The 21,327-nt window shown below is 71.8% G+C and carries 13 protein-coding genes and 1 tRNA gene; 7 read left to right on the forward strand and 7 right to left on the reverse strand.

The features are described 5' to 3' along the window. Positions 1-194: 194 nt before the first annotated feature. A complete protein-coding gene (locus JZ5iCDA_RS00365) occupies positions 195-1,157 on the reverse strand; it encodes a nucleoside hydrolase (RefSeq protein ID WP_083259483.1) in 963 nt (320 codons plus the stop codon). Between the two features lie 131 nt (positions 1,158-1,288). Here JZ5iCDA_RS00365 and JZ5iCDA_RS00370 point away from each other — a divergent pair. Further along, a tRNA-Arg gene (locus tag JZ5iCDA_RS00370) sits at positions 1,289-1,361 on the forward strand. A 531-nt stretch (positions 1,362-1,892) separates the two neighbouring features. Here JZ5iCDA_RS00370 and JZ5iCDA_RS00375 read toward each other — a convergent pair. Then, positions 1,893-2,642 (reverse strand): hypothetical protein, encoded by a 750-nt coding sequence (locus tag JZ5iCDA_RS00375; protein ID WP_139122883.1) that lies wholly within the window; start codon positions 2,640-2,642, stop codon positions 1,893-1,895. Between the two features lie 951 nt (positions 2,643-3,593). On the opposite strand from JZ5iCDA_RS00375, the gene JZ5iCDA_RS18160 reads away from it, so the two are divergent. Then, the gene (locus JZ5iCDA_RS18160; RefSeq protein WP_139122884.1) at positions 3,594-5,243 is read left to right on the forward strand and encodes a P-loop ATPase, Sll1717 family; all 1,650 of its coding nucleotides are present in this window, start codon (positions 3,594-3,596) and stop codon (positions 5,241-5,243) included. Between the two features lie 776 nt (positions 5,244-6,019). Further along, positions 6,020-8,140, forward strand: a complete 2,121-nt coding sequence (locus tag JZ5iCDA_RS00380; protein ID WP_069385287.1) for a DEAD/DEAH box helicase — start codon at positions 6,020-6,022, stop codon at positions 8,138-8,140. A gap of 12 nt (positions 8,141-8,152) precedes the next feature. Here the strand turns inward: JZ5iCDA_RS00380 and JZ5iCDA_RS00385 are convergent, their stop codons facing one another. From JZ5iCDA_RS00385 to JZ5iCDA_RS00395, 3 genes are all read right to left on the reverse strand, one after another. Continuing rightward, positions 8,153-8,617 (reverse strand): hypothetical protein, encoded by a 465-nt coding sequence (locus JZ5iCDA_RS00385; RefSeq protein ID WP_069385288.1) that lies wholly within the window; start codon positions 8,615-8,617, stop codon positions 8,153-8,155. A 108-nt stretch (positions 8,618-8,725) separates the two neighbouring features. Further along, a complete protein-coding gene (locus JZ5iCDA_RS00390) occupies positions 8,726-9,856 on the reverse strand; it encodes a class I SAM-dependent methyltransferase (RefSeq protein ID WP_083259485.1) in 1,131 nt (376 codons plus the stop codon). A gap of 564 nt (positions 9,857-10,420) precedes the next feature. Beyond that, complete coding sequence (locus JZ5iCDA_RS00395; RefSeq protein WP_069385289.1) at positions 10,421-12,040, reverse strand: helix-turn-helix transcriptional regulator; 1,620 nt, start codon at positions 12,038-12,040, stop codon at positions 10,421-10,423. A gap of 101 nt (positions 12,041-12,141) precedes the next feature. Between JZ5iCDA_RS00395 and JZ5iCDA_RS18655 the strand changes: the two genes are divergently transcribed. Further along, a complete protein-coding gene (locus tag JZ5iCDA_RS18655; RefSeq protein WP_171905257.1) occupies positions 12,142-12,303 on the forward strand; it encodes a hypothetical protein in 162 nt (53 codons plus the stop codon). A 242-nt stretch (positions 12,304-12,545) separates the two neighbouring features. Continuing rightward, complete coding sequence (locus tag JZ5iCDA_RS00400) at positions 12,546-13,145, forward strand: mycothiol transferase (RefSeq protein WP_069385290.1); 600 nt, start codon at positions 12,546-12,548, stop codon at positions 13,143-13,145. A 10-nt stretch (positions 13,146-13,155) separates the two neighbouring features. Here JZ5iCDA_RS00400 and JZ5iCDA_RS00405 read toward each other — a convergent pair whose 3' ends face one another. Together JZ5iCDA_RS00405 and JZ5iCDA_RS00410 are read right to left on the reverse strand one after the other, a co-directional pair. Further along, positions 13,156-14,031, reverse strand: coding sequence for a class I SAM-dependent methyltransferase (locus tag JZ5iCDA_RS00405; protein ID WP_069385291.1), 876 nt, complete (start codon positions 14,029-14,031; stop codon positions 13,156-13,158). A gap of 52 nt (positions 14,032-14,083) precedes the next feature. Further along, positions 14,084-15,247: a hypothetical protein gene (locus JZ5iCDA_RS00410; RefSeq protein ID WP_069385292.1), complete on the reverse strand. Its 1,164-nt coding sequence runs from the start codon at positions 15,245-15,247 to the stop codon at positions 14,084-14,086. 326 nt (positions 15,248-15,573) lie between these two features. On the opposite strand from JZ5iCDA_RS00410, the gene JZ5iCDA_RS00415 reads away from it, so the two are divergent. Beyond that, on the forward strand, positions 15,574-16,614 hold the full coding sequence (locus tag JZ5iCDA_RS00415) for an NAD(P)-dependent alcohol dehydrogenase (RefSeq protein ID WP_069385293.1): 1,041 nt from the start codon (positions 15,574-15,576) through the stop codon (positions 16,612-16,614). Between the two features lie 493 nt (positions 16,615-17,107). After that, positions 17,108-21,142 (forward strand): hypothetical protein, encoded by a 4,035-nt coding sequence (locus tag JZ5iCDA_RS19880; protein ID WP_069385294.1) that lies wholly within the window; start codon positions 17,108-17,110, stop codon positions 21,140-21,142. The last annotated feature ends 185 nt before the right edge of the window (positions 21,143-21,327 follow it).

Here is a 21,327-nt window from a genome sequence, read left to right on the forward strand (position 1 = left end):
CGTTCCTCGCACCGCTCCCGCCAGACCCGCCACGACCCGCCCCACCCCTCGCTCCACCGTCAGCCGCTCAGAGCGACATCGGCCTTCGCGCCGGTGTCAGCCACGACATTTCCTGGCAGGCGTAAGTCAGTGGCCCGTCCGGTCTTCCGGACGGGCCACTGGCGTCTGGTGACGTCGCCGCACGCCGCTTGGCGTCAGGTGGGGTCGCCGATGCGGTGGAGGGCGTTGACGACGTGGGTCCAGAAGCGGTCGTGGTCGAGGGTGACGCCGACCTGGGTGCGGCATTCCGCCGGTTCGTCGCCGCGGAGGTCGACGACCGTCATGCCGGTGGTGAGGGTGCCGGTGAGCTCGACGCCGATCGGGGCGCGGCGCGTCGTCATGACCGCCTGGTCGGCGACGTAGGCAACGGCGCACGGGTCGTGCACCGGTGGGTGAGGGAACGCTTGCGCTGAGCGGTAGGTGTTGCCGTAGAAGTCGAGGAGTTCGCCGACGAAGCGGGCGGGAGCCGTGCCGAGCGCGGCGATGCGGTCGCGGACATCGGGCGTGGCCACCGCCTGGTGCGTGACGTCGAGGCCGACCATGGTCACCGGCCACGCCTCGTTGAGCACGACGTGCGCCGCCTCCGGGTCGGCGAGGACGTTGAACTCCGCGGTGGGCGTGCGGTTCCCGCCGTGGAACGCGCCGCCCATCATGACGACCTCCCGCACGCGCGGCACGATGCGCGGCTCCTTGCGGGCCGCCATGGCGATGTTCGTGAGCGGCCCGACCGGGACGAGCGTGATCTCGCCAGGCTCGGAGCCGAGCACCGTCTCGATGATGAGGTCGACGGCGTGCCGGTCGTCGACGACGCCACGCGGCGACGGGAGCACCGGACCGTCCATGCCCGTGTCGCCGTGGATGTCGGGCGCGACGATCCGCGGCCGGACGAGCGGACGGTCGCAACCCGCCGCGATGGGCACGTCGATCCCCGCGACCTCCGCGACGGACAGCGCGTTGCACGTGACCTTCTCGAGCGTCTGGTTGCCGGCGACGGTCGTCACTGCGACGAGATCGATCGCGGAGGAGCCGTGCGCCAGAAGCATCGCGATGGCGTCGTCGTGGCCGGGGTCGCAGTCGAGGACGATCCTGCGGGGGCGCGAGAAGTCACCGGTGAGCACTCGCCCATCCTTGCGCTCGAGTGAGCGCACGGCAGCCGCTGCCCTCGTGCTCGGCCAGACGACGCGTGGCGTGCTTCGCGTCAGGAGGCCCGTGGCGGCTAGGCTGTGCTGCGGCCCTGACCCGGGGCCACGCGCCTGTAGCTCAGGGGATAGAGCACCGCTCTCCTAAAGCGGGTGTCGGCAGTTCGAATCTGCCCAGGCGCACACGGTAGGGCGCACAGAGCCTGTGTTCGTGTGGTTCGCCCGAAGCATCACGTATCGAGGTCGTTTGTTGGCTGCAACACGAGGTCGACGCTAAGTCCACAGCACCGGGGAACACTGCGACGTCTGGGTCGGACTGGACAGCCTCCAACGCTGAATCGGGCAACGAGTTCTTGCTCACCGTCGCTCGCACCAGCACGGGCCCGTCCGCGACAAGCGATCTCGGGCGGTGCGCTGCGCTTGCCAACACTCGACGAGGAGACTGACGCCGGAGCGTCAAAAATTACATCTGCGGAAGCGCCAAGTATCGAATGAAGCAAGACAGCGCACTGGTCTTGCGCGATTCCTGGCATCCCTGCGATTCGGATGTACGGCTCACGAGTGCCGTCCCGGGTGCGTGGTAGCCGTGTGGATCGCTGCTTGGCCCAGCCCGCCATCGCCCGGGAGCAGGCGAAGCCTGACGATGGCCGAAGCACGACGTTCGCGTTGTGTGCGTCTGCCACACGGCGCAAGTCGAAACTCGCATCACAAGTCCTATGCGAGCCAGCCAGTCCTACAGCACTCGCCGAATGCGGTGCCCAGGCCGCACGGGCACCAGTCCGCGTCTCCGAGCATCCAAATGCTGTCCGGTATACCAGCTTCCTGGTCTTCCCAATCGTCGAACCACGCTGCCCTGAAGCGTAGGCTCGAAACTTCAACGCCCCATTCAGTGGAAACCGTCGCGCCGTGCTCCCCGTCGAGTGTCATAAACCAGTCGACGCCCGCAAGGCCGACCTGTACGACAGTAGCGTCGAGGATTCGCGAGAATCCAATGCCCGTATAGGAACGCGGGTTTATTCCATGCGGAGAGCCGCCGTACCATTTTGCTGCGAACGGACCGACAAAGTCCGAGTAGTCATCGTTCTGCAACGCATGCCGCACTTTCGCGACGAGTTGGTCGCTGCGCAGTTTCTGTATCGTTGACGGCGCGTAGTGACTCTTTAGAACGATCCCTAGGAGGGCGCGAAGCAGAAGTGTGCGTCGGGCGCCGACGACGACAAACCGACCATTGTCTATTCGTTCGACCTCGACACCGGTTCCTTCCAGTGCTGTCGGCTGCCTGCTGGACAACATCTCGAGCGCTCTCTCGCCCTCCCCGAGGAACTGCTCGCAATCCCCGCACAGCATGTAGTGCTTGTATCCGTCTTGCATGCTGACGGACATCGCGGAGCCGGCGGGGTGATGCTCGACGCTACCTTCGGCCTTGTGCCACCGGAACGACCACTTCGGAAAGATGTGGCTCAACCGAAGTTCAGTCCCTCTTTCGCAGAGCGCACATCTTCCCGCTACGGGAGTTCGCTGTCGGACGTCGCTTCCGCGACCCCCGAGCCCTCCGCCAAACTTCGACGGAGGAGCGGAGACCCTTGGTATACGCAGGTACGGGCCGAATCGTTCGGACCTGCGGAGGCGCCGGAGTCTGCTTCCCTTTCCCACGGGCGTAGCATACCCGGCTGAACTAGTCTGAGGTTGTGCCCGGTTTGCATGGGATCAGTCGGAAGGGCAGGTTTCGCGCAAGGCGAGGGCGGGTCGCACTAAGCGGGCAGCTTGATGGACTTCGAACGCGAAGATGCGAACGGCCGTGGAGAGCTGGCGTCACGCCACGACGCGGATCAGCGGCGGTGGCCGCATCACGAAACAGTGGGCTAGATGCCGGCACGCTTCGCAACTGAGTGCGCGGGCTGATATCGATGCCTGCGACCGGCCGACCATGTGCAACAGAGGGACTGTCAAGGAGATCCAGGGCCGGCGCGGGCGGTCAAAGACAGCGAACGCGTCGACTAGCTCCACCGATGCCCGAGTCGATCACCGACTGGAGCGCTCCTTGGCTACCTAACGCTCAGACGGCGAGACGCCCACACGCCGGCCTGCCCAATCCAACCCACCGAGCGCGAGGATGCCCCCTACCAGCACAACCCGCCCCCTGTGCCGTCGACGCAGTACTTCTGTCGAATCGACCCCAAGATGCTCGGATTGGCTTAGCTGAGAGCCTAGGAAGATGGAGATCTGGACCTCCGACCCCGCAATATGCCGCTTGCTGTCGCCGCCCGACGTGAGAGGGCGACAGCCACGTGGAAGACCGCCTCGGCCCACCCGCCCTCCCCGCGGATCGATCCCGAGGCGTGTCGAACGCGTGACCGCCGGCCACGAGCGTGACAAGATCGTCCCGCCAACCAGCGCCGAGCCGAGGGACGTGCCGTGGCCGAAGGACTTGGATCCTACTACTTTGGTCTTGCTGCCGCTGAAAACGAAGTCGCAGAAGACGCCGAGCGCTTTCTCGCCACGTATCTCGACAAGTGGTCTCTGCTGTCGGCCGTAGAACAGCACAAGCGGTTCCTTGTTCTAGGTCCTAAAGGAACTGGGAAAAGCGCAGCTGCCCATTATGTACGACTAGCGTGGAAGAAGCGCCACGGCGAAGGGGCCGTGTTCGATACTCTCTGCGATTTCGACGAGCTGAATCGGACACTCTCACCCCTTGCGTCCCTTGACAAGAAGCTCGTGGGCGACGTACCAGCGCTCACGGACGCGGCATGGCGGCTCTTCATCGGAATTCGACTGCTCGATTCCTTGCTCAGTGACCCGATGTGCTCGCTGACCAGAGACCCGCAAGTAGTCAAGTTTGCGGCTGACCTGAAACAAGCCGGACTTGCCTCCCACGACTTTCCACAAGTGCTTCGTAAGGTCAGGGAGCGAAAGGGGACCGTCGCGGTCCCTAGCATTCTGGGACTCGAAGGCTCGTCGATCCAGACCGACTCAGTTCCAGTGAACCAGGTGGGCGAGGCGCTCCTCCGACTGGTTACGCGAGCGAGTACACCCAATCGACACTTGCTTGCCATCGACGGTCTCGACAAGGCGATTGGAGACAATCCGGCGTACTGGCAGACTCTTGCCGCGCTTGTTCGTGTCGCCGATGGGGTGACCCGAGCCCTTCGTGCCGCGCAGGCTAGCCACGCTTTCGTCCTAATCATGTGTCGAAGCGATGTATTCCGGCGTGTCCGGTTCGCAGACGGTGCAAAGATCGCGGCAGATGGCGCGATTCAGATGGACTGGGGTGCGGAAGCAGAGAATCCGCGAGACGTCCAACTCTGGGAGTACATCGCGGATAAGGCCGGCACAGGCGTGGATGAGCTTTTCAGGTTTCTGCCGGAGACCGTTCACGTAGGAGGAAGTCAGCGAATTGCCACTGATCGCTACCTTCTTCAGTTCACTCGGTACACGCCCCGTGATATGACGCTTTTATTCTCGTCGCTACAGCAGGTATGTTCCGTGGGGAAGCTGACCAACTCGCAGGCGCGCCGCGGGGTCGACCATTTCGCGAGCCGTCACCTTCTCACCGAGATAATGTCTGAGGCGACAGGCCTGCTGCCTGATTCAATGATTGACCGGTTCGAGACCATCCTCGGGTCAATGCCGCAGCGAGTGTTTGATCGCGAGGCGCTGGAAGCCGCAATGGTGGACGCCGGGTTCGACTCTCGAGCCGATGTGGACCGGTTCGGCGAATACCTATTCTTGCAAGGGGCGATTGGCAACTATCGTCCTGACGTTGGATATGTCCAGTTCTATCACCGGCGCGACGCGTATAAATGGCAGAAGACCGGGCCCTGGGTGATGCACAATGGGCTTGTTTATGCCTTCAATATTCCTTGGTCGGCACGTCCGGCCGGTAAGAATGAAGTGAAGACCCGGAGCGGTTCGCGGCGGGTGTCGAGTGCGTCTTTCGCAGAGGGCACGCTGAGTCGTGACCAGTCTAGAGTTGCGGCGAAGGGCGTTGCGGCGGAGCGTCGTGAGCCCCGCGAGAGGCGAAGGCGGCGAAAGTACCGAAGCGACGGTGAGCGTGGTGCCGACTGATTAGACGCGATCTCGAACACAGCCGATGTGCTTTCACCGCTCTCGTGGCGACTCGGGCGGTTGCTTCCGCGCCATGGGCGGCAATGAGGCCGACAGGTCGGCTGTTGAGAGTATGGATGGAGACCGCTCCGCAGGGTCGCGGGACTCTGCCAGGCGGCGAGGCCGTTCCGGGAGTGCGGAGGGGGCGCCTAGCGCTGTGCCCACTAACAAGATCGCATTCGGTCGCGCGTGCCGGGTACGAGAGATCGCCGGGAACGAACGCTCGCAGAAGAACGTGGAGCGGGGCGGTGAGCCCGTAACCTCGTGCCTTCGCTTGGCGCGGCCGGAGACTCGCCCGGACCCAAGCGTCCGCGGTAATCCAGTCCGACTTCGGCGCTAGACTCATCGGCGGAGGGCGTTCGAACAAGACCGCGGCCATACCCCGCGACTAGTCGCCGGAACGCCCGACGGCACGTAGCCGTTCGTGTGCACACGGGCATGAGGGTCCGTGGGGGAAGACCGGCCGCCGCGCTATGCGCGGTTCGGATCGGCCTGGCGGCAGCACGTGCCGGTGGTCGACGTCCGTCATGTCCCCGGGCAGCCGTACCGGCGTTCTGCGTCGCGGTCGCGGCGTGCACGTCGCAGAAGGAGGAGATGTGTCAGGACCAGGCCGACGCCGGTCCGGCCGCGCGCACACGGACGCGGGGGCCCAGCCGAAGTCCGGCGGGCAGCGCCAGGCGGGCGGGCAGCGTCAGGCTGGCGGCAAGCGCCAGTCCGGTGCGCAGCGCCCGGCAGGGGTGCAGCGCCGTCGCGCTCCCCGTCGCGACGAAGAGGGGATCATCCCCGTTCTCGCCGACATCACGCGCGAGGTGGAGAACGCGGTCCGTCGGCCGCCGACGCGTCCCGCCGTGCGGACGCAGTTCCAGGTCGCCGCGCTCCTCGTCCGCGAGGAGCGCGCCCGCGTCAAGGCCGACGCCGCGCTGACTCCGGCCAAGCGTGACCACGAGCTCAAGCGGCTCGACGGCGTCGCGACGCTGCTCGCCAAGATCGCCGCCCGCGACACCTCGCTGCTCGCCCTGCTCGCCGAGGACGCCCGGGTCTCCGACGCGGCGCGCGAGTACAAGGCCTCCGTAATGCGCGCCGGCGGCATCGAGCCGCCCGAGGAGCCCGAGCGGCCGGCACCCGTCGCGCCGACGCAGGCGACCGACAACCGCATCGACAAGCGTGCTGAGAAGCGTGTGATCCCGCAGTCGGTCATCTCGCGCCAGATGGCGAACCCGTTCCTCGCCCCGAACTTCGAGGCCGCCGCTGAGCGCATGGCCGCCAAGCCTCGTCGGCTGGCCGGCTGGGAGCTGCTCGAGCCGCTGTTCCGCTCCTTCGAGCGCGACGCGCCCGGGGCCACCGCGTGCATGGACCTGCCCGAGCCGAGGCCGGTGCCCGTACCCGCCGGGCGTGACCTCATGCCGCACCAGGCGCGGGTCGTCGCCGCGACCGCCCGAGGCCACCGGACGTTCCTCCTCGCCGACGAGCCCGGGCTCGGCAAGACCGCCCAGGCCCTGCTCGCGGCGCAGGCCGCCGACGCGTTCCCGCTGCTCGTCGTCGTGCCGAACGTGGTGAAGACGAACTGGGCGCACGAGGTCGGCCTGTGGACGCCGCTGCGTCGCGCCACGGTCGTCCACGGCGATGGCGACAAGGTCGACGCGTTCGCGGACGTCGTCATCGTCAATTACGAGATCCTGGACCGTCACGCCGGCTGGCTGGGCGACCACGGCTTCCGCGGGATGATCGTCGACGAGGCGCACTTCATCAAGAACAAGACGTCGCAGCGCTCGCAGAACGTCCTCGCGATCGCCGACCGGATCCGCACCCGCACCGCTCGGCCGCTGATGATGGCGCTCACCGGCACCCCGCTCATCAACGACATCGAGGACTTCCGCGCCATCTGGCAGTTCCTCGGCTGGATCGACGACACGAAGCCGCTCGGCAAGCTCATGACCTCGCTCGAGGACACCGGCCTCACCCCCGCCGACCCGGGCTTCTACTCGGCCGCGCGCGCCAGCGTGATCGACATGGGCATCGTGCGCCGCCGCAAGGTCGACGTCGTCGCCGACATCCCGGCCCGCCGCGTCGCGGACCTGCCCGTCGAGCTCGACGACGCCGCAGGGCGCTCGATCCGCGCGTCCGAGGAGGCGCTCACGAAGCGGCTGGTCCAGCGCTACCGGGCCGCCGTGGAGGCGCGCATGGAGGGCGAGGTCGTGGACGGCGTCGACCACGCGCTTGCACGCCGCGTCGCGGCCGCCGAGCTCAAGGACTCCAGCTCGAAGGCCAAGGGCGAGAACGTCTTCACGATGGTCCGCCGCATCGGCCAGGCGAAGGCCGGGCTGGCCGCCGACTACGCCGCCCAGCTCGCCCGCAACGTCGGCAAGGTTGTGTTCTTCGCCAAGCACGTCGACGTCATGGACCAGGCCGAGCAGACGTTCGCCGACCGCGGCATCCGGTACGCCTCGATCCGCGGCGACCAGACACCGAAGGTGCGCGAGAAGAACATCGCCGCGTTCACGCAAGACCCGGACGTCGAGATCGTGGTGTGCTCCCTGACGGCCGCAGGCGTGGGGCTCAACCTCCAGGTCGCGTCCAACCTCGTGCTCGCCGAGCTGTCCTGGACCGACGCCGAGCAGACCCAGGCCATCGACCGCATCCACCGGATCGGCCAGTCCGAGCCCGTCACCGCGTGGCGCGTCATCGCCGCGCAGACCATCGACGCCCGGATCGCCGAGCTCATCGACAGCAAGTCGGGGCTCGCGGCGCGGGCGCTCGACGGTGCGGCGGAGGAGGACGTCCCGTCGTCCACCGACGTGCAGCTCGAGGCGCTGGTGTCGCTGCTCACCGACGCGCTCGCCGCCGACGTCGTGAGCTGAGCCGGCGGGCGGTCAGCCGGCCGGGTGCTCTCCGACGCCCGCCCAGTTCTGCAGCCGGGGGATCAGCTCGCCCGCTGGGCGGTCGAGGAGGGGAAGGCGGACCGTGCGGTCGCGGGTCTCGATCAGCACGTGGTCGCTCCACGTGGGTCGGTCGGGGACGTCGCCTCTCACGGCGACGACGTCCGCCCGCACGACGGGCAGCGGCCGGAACCGACGACGCAGCTCGAGCTCCTCGTCCCGGAGAAGGAGCCGAGTGCGTGGCTCCGTGAAGTACACCCAGGTGTGCACGGCCACGGCGACCACGGCCAACGCTGCCATGAAGATCGACAGCGGCTCCCGCTCGGTCACCGCTCTCCAGCCCCACAGCAGGAGAAGGAGCGTCCAGACCACCAGCTGCAGCCTCAGCCATCCCACAGACTTCGTCGTGGACGCGACGAGCTCGCCCGTCGGCTGTACGCCCCGCTCGCTGAGTCCCACGTGCCGATGGTCGCAGGCGGAGCGCGACGGCACCACGGGGCGGGCGGGGAGGACCGTCCGTGACCGGGGCCGAGACGCCCGACGCGCGACCGCTCGCCGTCGATCACCTCACCCCCGCGCGACGAAGTACGCGTTGAACGGGTCGGACTCGACCTCCTTCTCCTCCACGTGGCCGAACCCTGCCTCGGCGAGCATCGCCGCGGCGCGCTCGACGCCCCACACCGTGCCGAGCCCGTCGCCGTCGAGGCCCAGGGAGACGCTCATGCAGTGGTACGTCGAGATCGCGTACAGGTAGGTCGCCCACGGCAGGCCCACGTTCTTCTCCAGCCGGCTCGATGCCTTGATGTCGACCATGAGGAACGTCCCGCCCGGTCGCAGGGCACGACGCACGTTGGCGAGCACCGCGGCCGGGTGCGCCTGGTCGTGGACGGCGTCGAACGCGGTCACGAGGTCGAACCCGGAATCGACGGCGAGCTCGGCGACGTCACGCACCTCGAAGGACGCGTTGGCCAGGCCGAGGGCCCGCGCCTCCTCCCGCCCCGCGTCGATCGCGACGGCCGAGAAGTCGTACCCGACGAACCGGCTGGCCGGGAAGGCCTGTGCCATGAGGTTGATCGCGTGCCCGCGCCCGCACCCGACGTCGGCCACGTCGATCCCGTCGCGCAGCGCGTCGGTCACGCCGGCGAGGGGTAGGATCGCGTCGACCAGGGCGGCGTCGTGCACCGCGGCGCTCGTCTCGGCCATGTTGCGGTGGAAGCGCGGGAACTCCGCGTACGAGAGGCCGCCGCCGTGCCGGAACCGCTCGATCGTCGCCTGCTCGACCTCACCCATCATCGTCGCGTGCTGCATGAGGACCGCGACGTTGTTCGGTCCGGCCGCCCCGGTGAGGACGGCCGCGTGCTCCGGCGGGAGCACGTACGTCGCCGACGCCGGGTCGTACCGGACGACGCCCGCGGTCGTCATGCCGCCGAGCCACTCGCGCACGTACCGCTCGTGGAGGCCGGCGGCGTCGGCGACCTGCGCGCTCGTCGCCGGCGGCAAAGCCGCCATCGTCCGGAACAGGCCCGTCTGGTGGCCGGTGCTCGTCAGGACGGCGAGCGCGGCGTCGTCGAGGACGCCGAGCATCCGCCCCGCGAACGACTCGGCGGCCGCGGCGTCGAAGGCCAACCCGTTCGCCGGGCCGGTTCCCGCCCCTGTGGGGACCGTGCTCCGCGTGGTCGGTGTCGTCGTCGTGCTCATGGTCGTCCTCCCTGTCTGCCGCGCCCGGGTGGCCGGCGTCCTTCGACGCTAGGCAGCCCGCAGTTTGCGCCTCATCGGGCGAACGGTGCGTCCGGCCGAGGGAGTCGTGGGGTGGACGGTGCACACTCGCCGGTCGGGCCCGGTGGCGCAGGAACAGGACGAGCATGAGCGCGCTCGTGACCACGTAGAAGCCGTGCAGCGCCCAGATGGGCCCGGCCGGCAGGGCGAAGACGTACAGCGAGTGGACGGCGTTGCCCGCGTTGGTCATGAGCAGGTTCGGCAGGCTGTACGACTCCAGGTCCCGCGTACGCACGGCCTTGACCACCATCGGGAGCATGCTGCTCGCGAAGACCACCGTCGAGACGGCGCCGGCGGCGAGCGCCACGTCGAGCACCATGTCCGCGCACCTCCTCCCGCCTCGCCGCGTCGTCACCCCGGACGACGTCGACGCTACGAGCGCGGGGGGAGGGCGCGCGTCGGGCCTTCGACGTACCGCGGCCACCGGGGGATGGGGAGAACTGCGCAGGGGCCGACGGCGGTGCGCACCCGGGCGGACGCCCCGCCTCAGGCCGACGGTCGCCGGGGAACCCCGTGCTCGTGCGCCCACGCGGCCGCCGCGGTGCGCGACGAGACGCCGATCTTCGTGAAGATGTTCGCCAGGTGCCGGCTCACCGTCTTCTCGCTGATGAACAGCTCACGGGCCACCTGCCGGTTCGTCCGCCCCGACGCCACGCTGGACAGCACCTCGCGCTCCCGGTCGGTCAGCCCACCCGGCAGCTCGTTCCGGTCGAGGCGCCGCACGTCCGGCTCGGCCCCGAGCTCGCGGTAGATCGCGAGCGCCGTCGCGAGGTCCGCGTCCGCCGTCCGGCCCGTGGCGCGGTGCGCCAGCGCGAGCAGCTCGTACACCTGCGCCGTCTCGTAGCGGCACCGCAGGCCGCGATACTCCTGCGCCGCCGCCTCGAGGGAGCGCACCGCGTCGTGCGGCTGCGCCCGCGCCACCTGCACGGCACCCCGGGCGTGCGCCGCCCCGGCGCGCAGGCCCGGCGTGTCGAACTGCGCCGCCGTCTCCTCGAGCCGCGCGCACCAGGCCTCCGCCTCGTCCACCAGTCCGAGGTCGAGGGCGATCCGCACGCCTGGCGCGAGCAGCGCCGCGCTCGCCAGCCGGTCGCGGCCAGCGAGCGCGGCGGACAGCCGTGACCACGCGACGTCGCCGCCACCACGGGCGTGCAGGAGCAGGGACTCGCCGGGCTGCGGCTCGATCCCCAGCCCGCGCGCCCGGTCGTAGGCGGTGCGGGCGCCGTCGTGGTCGCCGCGCAGCCGCCGGATCTCGCCCAGCTGGTAGAACGCCTCGGCGGCCACCCAGTTGCTGCGGCCCACCAGCTCGGTCCCGCTCCGCTCGACCCGCTCCTCGGCCGCACCCCAGCCGCCCTCCGCGCACAGGAGCTGGAGGCGGTGGACGCGGCAGATCCCCGAGAAGACGACCTCGCCCTGGAACTGCTCGCACCACTGCTCCGTCGCCTGCGTCCAGGCGCGCATGCGCTCCAGGTCCCCGAGCTGGTGGCAGGCGTGGATGACCGTGCAGTAGACCTCGCCGGCCCACTCCGGGTCGAGCCGCCCGGCCAGGACGGGCAGCATCGCCTCGTCGAGCTGGCCGAAGCCCGCCGCGGTGCGGCCACGCCGCAGGTCGCTCAGTCCCGCCAGGACGAGGCCCAGGGACGTGACCGCGACGTCGCGGGTGCGGTCGGCGACGCGTGCGACGTCGTCGGCGGCCCGTCGGAGGCCGTCGAGGTCCCACCGGGCGAGCGCGAGCGCGCCCTCCGCGTAGAAGAGGTAGCCGTGCGTGGCACTCTCGGGGCGGCCCGCGAGCAGGCGCCGGGCGCGGTTGAGCCAGCCGGACGCCACGACGAGGTCGCCCCGGCCGCCCCACAGGACGGCCAGGTCGAGCGCTCGGCGGGCCGCGCCGTCGGCGTCGCCCTCCTCCTGCAGCGCGCGGAACGCGAGCTCGGTGAGCTCGAGGGACTCGTGCACGCTGCCGACCCACCACGCGGCGCTGCCGAGGACCGCCAGGTCGCGCGCCTCGAGCTCCGCCGTCTCGCGCGCCCGCGACAGGGCCCCGTAGGCGACCTGCCAGTCGCCCCGGGCATACGCCGCGCGTCCGGCGGCGAGCGCGTCCGTGCCGTCCATGGTCTCGACACCACGCTAGACCTCCGGCCCCCTGCCGTCCTCGCGCGTGGCCGCAGGCCCTGTCATACGCTCGCACCAGTACCGCGAGAAGGAGGACGACCATGGGATTCCTGAACAAGGCGATGAAGAGCGGGGTCGCGCTGAAGGCCGCCCAGATCGCGAAGCGCGAGATGGCGAAGCCGGAGAACCAGCGCAAGGCCAAGGAACTGCTCGGCAAGCTCACCCACCGGGGAGGCTCCACGGGCCCGTCCGGGCGGCGCTGAGCCCGCCGGGGCGATCCCAACCCGTTCGCGTCGTGCAGGAGGTTCGTCCCCTGTCCGGACCGGAACCGCAGAGGCAGCGTGGCCTGATCACCGCTGCCGAGGCGGAACGGGCGCGCGGCGTCGAGCTCGGCGGGCTCGGTCTGCTCCTGAAGCAGTCGTTGGCGCGCTTCTCCCGCAGCCATCGTCAGCCGTCGCGCGTACGGTGAGGGGCGTCACACCGTCGAGCCGAGAGGTCGCACGCCATGACGGATCCGATCGACCCGCCCTGGGAGCCGCCGCTCGCCGGCACGGACGTCGAGCACCTCGTCGGCACGCTCGAACGGCTCCGCGCGACGTTCCGCTGGAAGGCCGACGGTCTCGACGTCGACCAGCTGCGCGCCCGCGCGGTGCCGTCGTCCGAGCTGACGGTCGGCGGCCTGCTCAAGCACCTCGCCGTGTGCGAGGATGACGTGTTCTCGTGGCGGATGGCGGGGCAGCAGCCGGTGAGCATCGTGTCCGTGCCGCGGGACGACCTCGCCCGCTGGCAGTTCACCGTCGGCCCCGACGAGACGGCCGAGGAGGTCTACGCGCTGTGGGAGGGAGCCGTCGGCCGGTCGCGCGCCACGCTGAGCGCGTTCCTGGCGGACGGCGGCCTCGACCAGCCCGGACACCTCGAGTTCCACGACGCCCGGCCGACCGTGCGGCGTCACCTGCACGACCTGATCGAGGAGTACGGCCGGCACACCGGCCACATGGACCTGCTGCGCGAGGCGATCGACGGCCGCGTCGGTGAGGACCCGCCGCGCGACTGGCCGATGCTCCCGCCTGGCGACCCGCCGTTGGCGGAGTGGTCCGCGCGCTGACCGCCGGTGCTCAGCGCCGTCGTGCGGTGAGAGTGAACGATGCCGGCAAGCGTCCCGGGCGGTCGCGCAGGCGGTACTCACCGGCGCTCTCGTCGAGGACCATGAGACCGGGGAGGGCATCCCACGGGACGCTGTCGTGCTCGGTCAGCGACGTCAGCTCGAGGCCGGCGTCGAGCACCGCGGTGACGATCTCCCCGAGCCCGTGGTTCCACTCCATCGACCGCGGGTGCGCAACCGGGCCGGCGCCCGCATAGCTGTGCTCGTCGGCCCAGACGAGAGGCTTGGGCTGCTCAAAGTACGGGAGCTCGAGCGCGGGCGTCAGCGCACCGGGGGCAGTGATCCACCCCTGCTGCTCACGGTCGGCGTGCTCCGAGCCCACCGTCATCGCGAGGGCCGAGAGCAGCACCGGGTGGCCGTCCCGGAGGAACAGCCGGCCGCCCGGGCGCAGCAGCTCCGCGACCGTCTGCGCCCAGCGCTCGATGCTCGGCAGCCAGCAGATCGCCCCGATCCCGGTGTAGACGACGTCGAAGCGCCGGCCGCCGAGGGCCTCGGGCGCGGAGTACACGTCGGACTGCACGTACTGGATCTCCGTGCCCGCACGGCGGGCCAGGTGTCGCGCGACGTCGAGCGAGACGCCCGACAGGTCGACCCCCGTAACCCGCGCACCCAGCCGGGCGAGGCTCAGGGTGTCGGTGCCGAGGTGGCACTGCAGGTGCACCACGTCGAGCCCCGTGAGGTCGCCGAGCCGTGCGCGGTCGAACCGGACGACGCCGGACAGGTGCCGTGGGTCGGCGAGCAGCTCGTCGATCCCGTAGTCCTGCGCGTGGACCGGCGCACGGCTGTCCCAGTTGGCGCGGTTGACCTCGAGGTACTCGTCGGCGGACACCCGCCGGACAGTAGCAGCGGCGCGTCGACCAACGATCGGCCGACGCCGGGGGTCAGGCGCCTGCCGCGCCCGACGCCGCGGGGGCCGGGGCCTGCTGGGCCGCGCCGCTCGACGTCGCCCCCTCGCCCGCGCTGCCCGACGTCGTGCCGCCCGTGCCCGCTCCCGTCTCGCCGGTCCCGGTGCCAGCGCCGGACCCGCCCGTCCCGGAGCCGCCGGACCCGGAGCCGTCCGTGCCGCCGGTCTCGCCGCCGCCCGTGCCGGGGGCCTGCGTCTCCGTCGGCGCCGGCGCCGGGGTGCTCGGCTGGGTCGGCTGGTTCGTCGGCTGGTCCGTCGGCTCGTCGGTCGGCGCCTGCGAGGGCTCGTCCGTCGGGATCGACGGGGTCTCCTCGGTCGGCACGGTCGACGGCTCGGGCACCGGCGTCGTCCCGACGCCCGGCTGCTCCGGCGACGGGACGACGTCCTGCGTCTCGGTGTCGTCGCTCGTGGTCCGGCTGAACGTCGTGCCCGAGCCCTCCTGGCCGCGCACGGCGTCGGAGATCGGCTTGCCGATCGCGAGCTCGGCGATCAGCACGAAACCCATCACGACGACGAACAGCGCGAGCGCCGAGACGGTGAGCACCTTGCCCTTGCCGTAGCGGTCGATGAGCCGGAACCACGGGCCCGGGCGCGGCGGCTCCGCGGGGCTCGCCGCGTCGTCGGGCACACCGCCGCCGGCCGCCACGGCCGGGAGCACCGCCGTGTCACCGGCCCCGCGAGGGACCCGCGCCGCCAGAGGCGCCGTGTCGTCCGAGCCCTCGGCGCGCACCGCCGTCATCGGCCGCGTCCCGCCGTCGCGGCCGACGACGGGCATCGTCGCCGTCGTCGAGCCGCGCGGGCGGGTCGTCACCGCACCGGCCTGCACGAGCTGCGTCACGACCGGCTTGAGCTGGTCGCGCGTCTTCTGGATCGAGCGCGTGTACCCGTAGTTCGCCAGCACCGTGATGACGCTCGCCGCACCGGCCCCGATGATCGTGCCGGCGATGCCGAAGTACGACAGCAGCACGGTCGTGCTCACGGCGGCGAGAGCGCTCGCGATGATCTGCGTGAGCGAGAGCGCGGGGGCGTCGGCCTTCTCGTCCGGGCCGTCGGGCGCCTCGTCGACGGGGGAGTCGACGGGGGAGCCGACGGCGGTGCGGGGGGTGCGCGGTTCGGGGCGGGGGAGGGGCGATGCACTCACGTCAGTGGTACGTCCAGGTCGGTCGAGGTCGGGTCGTCGTCGCCCGCTGTCCTCCGGCCGGTGCGATCCGGCGCGCCGCAGTCCGGCGTCGGGTGCGGGCCTCCCTCAACGGTAACGACGTCGTGTGCACGCGGCACAGGGTGGCGGTGCACCGTGCGGTGAGGGTCCGCGGAGATTGTGTGAGCGGCCGCCGGTGTGACCGACACCCTCCCCTGCGGGCGCGCGACGGCGATCACTCTGTGCCTACGGTCGAAGGACCGGGCGGCCGGCCACCGTCCCCTCGGCGGGCCGCCCGGCGACATCCGGAGCACTCGAGAGGAGCCGTCATGAAGGCCGTCCAGTACCGCGAGATCGGAGCACGACCGGAGGTCGTGGAGATCGACACCCCCGAGCCGAAGCCGGGGGAGGTACTCCTCAAGGTCACCGCGGCGGGCCTGTGCCACTCGGACGTCTTCATCATGCAGCTCCCCGAGGACCAGTACACCTACGGCCTCCCGCTGACCCTCGGGCACGAGGGAGTCGGCGTCGTCGAGGCGGTCGGCGCCGGCGTCGACACGAGCCTCGTCGGGCAGGCCATGGCCGTGTACGGGCCGTGGGGCTGCGGCATCTGCGAGCGCTGCGCCGCCGGTCAGGAGAACTACTGCCTGCGCGCCGCCGAGCTCGGCATCACGCCTCCCGGCCTCGGGTCGCCCGGCTCCATGGCCGAGTACATGATCGTCGACTCGCCGCGCCACCTCGTGCCCATCGGCGACCTCGACCCCGTCCAGGCCGCGCCGCTCACCGACGCCGGCCTCACCCCGTACCACGCGATCAAGCGGTCGCTGCCGAAGCTCGTCGGCGGCACGACGGCCGTCGTGCTCGGCGTCGGCGGCCTCGGCCACGTCGGCATCCAGATCCTCAAGGCGCTCAGCGGGGCGCAGGTCGTGGCGCTCGACGTGTCCGACGAGAAGCTGGCCCTCGCTCGCGAGGTCGGTGCGGACCACGCGCTCATGTCGGACGAGTCGGCCGTCGAGGCCGTGCGCGACCTCACGAAGGGCCGCGGCGCCGACCTCGTCGTCGACTTCGCCGGCATCCAGCCGACCATCGACCTGGGCCAGAAGGTGCTCGGCGTCGGCGGCGACTTCTCGCTCGTCGGGATCGGGCACGGAGCGCCCACCGCCAAGGTCGGGTTTTTCCAGTCGCCCTACGAGGCGTCGTTCCTCGTCCCGTACTGGGGCTACCGCCAGGAGCTGTTCGAGGTGATCCACCTCGCCCAGCAGGGGAAGCTCACCGTGCACACCGAGACGTTCTCCGTCGACAAGGCGCCCGAGGCCTACGGCAAGCTGTGGGACGGCACGCTCCGCGGCCGCGCGGTCGTGCAGTTCTGACCTTCCGCGTCCTGCAGGAACGCCCGTCCGCGACGCATTCTGTCCCGCATTTGTCGAGGTCAGTCGTGGACGGGTGTCCAGGTGGAATGCGAGCCTGTGGGCCCGCGGGCCGGGACGTGACGGGCGCCCGCATGGCGGTGAGTTGACGCACACCGGGCGAGCGTGCAAACTAGAGCCCGACGACGCGCATCGCCTGCCCCCTGCGCGGTGCGCGTCGTTTCAAACGTCGCGGTGACACCACCGGATCGAAGAGCCCTGGACCACTGGTCCAGGGCTCTTCGCGTTTCCATGTCTGACACCTGTCCGTGCGCGAGATCTCCGCATCTCGGCCACAATTCTTCCCAGGCGTGTGGTGCCGCCGTCTGGACGGGCGACCTGGGTCCCGACCGCCGGTGGCGCCAGGCGGTGTGCGGGGCTGTGCCGGCGGGCCGGAGCGCGGCCGTCCTCGGCGTGCCTCTGCCCGCACCCGTCCCGTCGCGGTTAGCGTCGGACCGTGAATGCCGCAGCCCGCACCAGCTCTGCCGCCCCGAGCGTGGCCGACCCTGCCCGGCTGCCCGCTGCCCCAGGCGAGGCGCAGCCCGCCGGCGCGAGCGGCGACGCGTCGCACCGTCCCGTCCTCGTGGCCGAGCCGACCGCCGCCGAGCTCGTCGAGGAGGCCGTCGGGCACTGGCGCGCCGGGCTCGTCCGCCTCGCCGGCGGCTCGTCGCTGGCCGACATCTCCCTGCTCGGCGAGGCGGTCATCGACCTGACCGCCGCGCACCCGTCGGGCGTCGCCCAGCTCTTCGCCGGCCGCCCCACGCGCCTGTCCAACCTCTTCCGGGAGGGCGGGTCGCTGCCCGCCGCGCGCCGCCGCGCACGCGCCGTCGTCGTGCAGGCCGGGGAGCACGCCCAGCGGTTCGGCGTGGCGCCCACCTACCTCGCGATCGGCGTCGCGACGTGGACGGAGGCCGACCCCGCCCCGACCGTGCGCGAGGACGACGTCGCCGCGCTCGCCCGCGTCACCGGTCGCACGCCCACGACGGTCGAGGTCGAGCCCGACCGCGCGCAGATCACGGCGGGGCCGTCCGATGGCACCGAGCTCGACCACCCTCATGCCGGCACGGCCCTCGACGCACCGCGCACGCGCACGGTCCGGGCGCCCGTCCTCCTGCGGCCGCTCACCGTCACGCCCCGTGGCGACGGCGAGAGCGACTACGAGCTCACGCTGGAGCCGACCGCCGAGATCAACCCGCTCCTCGCCCGCACGCTGCGCGCGCACGGGGCGCTGCTCGACCCCGTGACGCTCGCCCGCAGCACGTTCACCGGCGCCGGCTTCGACCCCGGTGACGCGACGTCGCGCATCGCGGCCCTCGGCCGCGCGGTGCTCGGCGACTTCGACCTGACGCACCGCGTGCTCGCCGGCGCGTTCGTGCATCCCGGCCAGGCGCTCGTCGACGACCTCGACGAGCTTGGCACGGGCATCGCGGAGCACGAGATCGTCGCGGCGCTCGCCGGCGACGCGCGCTCCGCCGAGGCGATCCACCGCGAGCTGCCGGCGCCGCGCGTCGGCGACGCCGACCCGGAGCTCGAGCGCGGCGTCGGCGACCTCGACCCCTCGCAGCGGTACGTCGTCGACGCGCTCGCCACGGGCTCGCACCTGTTCGTCGACGCTCCCGCGGGCGCCGACGTCGCGGGCACCCTCGCCGCCGTCGTCGCCGAGGCCGCCGCGAGCGGCCGCCAGGTCCTCTACGTCCCGGGCCACCGCCGCGCCGCCGACCAGCTCGTGGCACGGCTCGAGAGCCTCGGGCTCGGCGGCCTCGTGCTCGACGTCGCGCCCGAGCCGACGTGGCGCACGAGCGTCACGCACCGCCTGCTGTCCGCGATGGCGGGGGAGGCCGAGCCGCCGGAGGACGACGACGTCGTGCGCACGCGCGACGCCCTGCTCGGCGCGCGGGCCCGCCTCGCCGGGTACATCGAGGCGCTGCACCTCGTGCGCGAGCCGTGGCACGTCTCCGCCTACGACGCGCTGCAGGCGCTCGCGCGGATCGTCGCCGAGCGCCCCGCGCCCGACACCCGGGTGCGGCTCGCGCCCGAGGTCGTGGTCGCCGTCGGGGCGCAGCGCGAGCGCGTCGCCGCGGACCTGCGGCACGCCGCCGACCTCGGCGCGTTCACGACGCGCGCGGCGTCGACCCCCTGGTACGGCGCGGACCTCACGTCCCCGCAGGAGGCGCAGGACGCCCTGGTGCGCGTCGAGCGCGTGCGCGCCCACACCCTCCCGCAGCTGCGCGCCCAGGTCGCGACCGTCGCCGAGGTCACCGGCCTGACGCCCGCCACGACGCTGCGCCAGTGGGGCGACCAGCTGACGATGCTCGGCGGCATGCGCGGCACGCTCGACGTGTTCCAGCCGATGATCTTCGAGCGCACCGCGCAGGACATGGTCGAGGCGACCGCGAGCAAGCAGTGGCGCGAGGAGCACGGCGTCGACATGGGCTGGTTCGCCCGCCGTCGGCTGCGCCGCCAGGCCAAGGACATGGTGCGCCCCGGCGTCCGCGTGCCCGACCTGCACGCCGCGCTCGTCGAGGTGCAGGCGCAGCGCGCCGTCTGGCAGCAGCACGCCCCCGGCGGCGGCTGGCCGCGCCTGCCCGAGGGGCTCGCCGCGATCGAGGACACGCACGAGGCGGTGCGCATCGACGTCGAGGAGCTCGAGCCGGTGCTCGCCACCACCCGGCAGGGCGGTGGCCTGCTCGACGTGCCGCTCGACGAGCTCGCCGCCCGGCTGCAGGCCCTCGCGGAGGACACCGAGTCGCTCGGGCAGCTGCCCGCGCGCACCGCGGTGCTGCGCCGGCTCGCGTCCCTCGGCCTGTCCGACCTGCTCGAGGACCTCATGGCGCGCCGCGTCGAGGCCGACCTCGTCGGCGCCGAGCTCGACCTCGCGTGGTGGAGCTCGGTGTTCGAGCAGATCCTCGCCCAGGACCAGGCGCTCGCCGGGCAGGACGGCGCGGGGCTCGACGCGCTCGCACGCCGCTTCCGCGACCTCGACCGCGCGCACGTCGGCTCGCTCGCCGTGCCGGTCCGCGCCGCCGTGCGCGAGCACCTCGCCACCGCGATGCGCGACCACCGCGACCAGGCCGAGGCCCTCTTCACGGAGCTCCTCGCGGGGCGGCTCGTCTCCCTCCGCGAGGCGGCCGAGCACCACCCCGAGGTCCTGCCGCGGCTGCGGCCCGTGCTCGTCGCGACGCCGACGCTCGTCCCGCACCTGCTGCCCCCGACCCGGACCGTGGACCTCGTCGTGCTCGACGCGATCGAGCACACGCCCGTCGAGATCGTGCTCGCCGCGCTCGCGCGCGGCCGCCAGGTCGTGGCCGTCGGCGACGTCCGGGCCGCGTCCGCCTCGACCGTGGGCGACCTCGCCGAGCTGCTGCCGTCCGTCTCGTTGCTCGCCGACGGCTCGCGGCGCGACCCGTTCGTCACGGCGTTCCTCGCCCGGCACGGCTACGCGGGCGTCCTGCGCCCGTCGCCGCTGCCCCGCCCGGAGGAGCTCGTCCGGTTCGACCTCGTCGACGGCACGGGCATGCCCGACCAGGAGTCGGGCGCCGTCGAGAGCACGCAGGCGGAGGTCGACCGCGTCGTCGAGGCCGCGATCGAGCACGCGCTCACGCGGCCCGAGGAGTCGCTCGCCATCGTCACCGTCACGCCGCTGCACGCGGACCGCGTGCGGGAGGCCCTCATGGCCGAGGTGCGGCAGAACCCGGCGCTGTCGAGCTTCTTCTCCGCCACGCGCCCGGAGCCGGTCGTCGTCGCCGACGTGTCCGGCGTCGCGGGCCTCGTGCGCGACACGATCCTGCTGTCCGTCGGGTTCGGCCGCACGCCGCACCGGCGCGTGCTGCACCGCTTCGGCGTCCTCAACACGCCGGGCGCCGAGGCGATGCTGCTCGACACGGTCGGCGCCGCACGGCGCCGGCTCCACGTCGTGTCGTGCTTCACGGCGGCCGACCTCGACCCCGAGCGCCTGCGCGGTGCCGGCGCCCGACTGCTCGCCGAGGTGCTCGAGCTGGCCGAGCGCCGCAGCGGCGCCGCGGACCAGGTCACGCTCGGCAACGGCGTCGACGTCGGTGGCAGCCCGGACCGGCTCGTGCTCGACCTCGCGGAGCGCCTGTGGCGCGCCGGCCTCGTCGTCGAGACCGACTACGGCATCGGCGACGGCGACCGCATCCCGCTCGTCGTCGGGCACCCGGACATCCCGGGCCAGCTGCTCGTCGCCGTGCTCACCGACGACGCCGCGTACGTCGCCGAGCGCAGCGTCCGGGTGCGCGACCGCCAGGTCGCCGAGCGGCTCGAGCGGCTCGGCTGGACCGTCGCCCAGGTGTGGTCGGCGGCCGCGTTCCTCGACCCCGCCAAGGAGGCCGAGCGCATCCGCCGTGTCGTCCAGGAGGTGCGCGACGCCCGGCTCCCCGAGCTCGGCGGCGTCGCGCAGACGGGCGGCGGGGACAAGATCGTCGTCGTGCCCGTGCTCGACGACGACGCCGTCCACGGCGACCCGGGGCTCTGAGCCCGCGCGCCGACCGGTGGGACGATGAGGGCGTGAGCACCGCCCCGCACGACGACACCCGTCCCGCTGCGCAGCCTTCGGCCGACGCCGGACGGTCGGCCGGCGACCGGCCCGCCCGTCGGCCCCGCCGCGCCGTCCGGCAGGGCACCGAGCGCACGTCCGTGCCCGGGGCCAGCGCCGACGAG

It is taken from the genome of Cellulosimicrobium cellulans (assembly GCF_001722485.1).
GTDB lineage: Bacteria > Actinomycetota > Actinomycetes > Actinomycetales > Cellulomonadaceae > Cellulosimicrobium > Cellulosimicrobium cellulans_A.

Coding starts and splice junctions, on each gene's coding strand:
- JZ5iCDA_RS00390 (WP_083259485.1), bottom strand. CDS start 9,856: ATGAGCACGACGACGACACCGACCACGCGGAGCACGGTCCCCACAGGG.
- JZ5iCDA_RS00395 (WP_069385289.1), bottom strand. CDS start 12,040: ATGGACGGCACGGACGCGCTCGCCGCCGGACGCGCGGCGTATGCCCGG.
- JZ5iCDA_RS18655 (WP_171905257.1), top strand. CDS start 12,142: ATGGGATTCCTGAACAAGGCGATGAAGAGCGGGGTCGCGCTGAAGGCC.
- JZ5iCDA_RS00415 (WP_069385293.1), top strand. CDS start 15,574: ATGAAGGCCGTCCAGTACCGCGAGATCGGAGCACGACCGGAGGTCGTG.
- JZ5iCDA_RS00400 (WP_069385290.1), top strand. CDS start 12,546: ATGACGGATCCGATCGACCCGCCCTGGGAGCCGCCGCTCGCCGGCACG.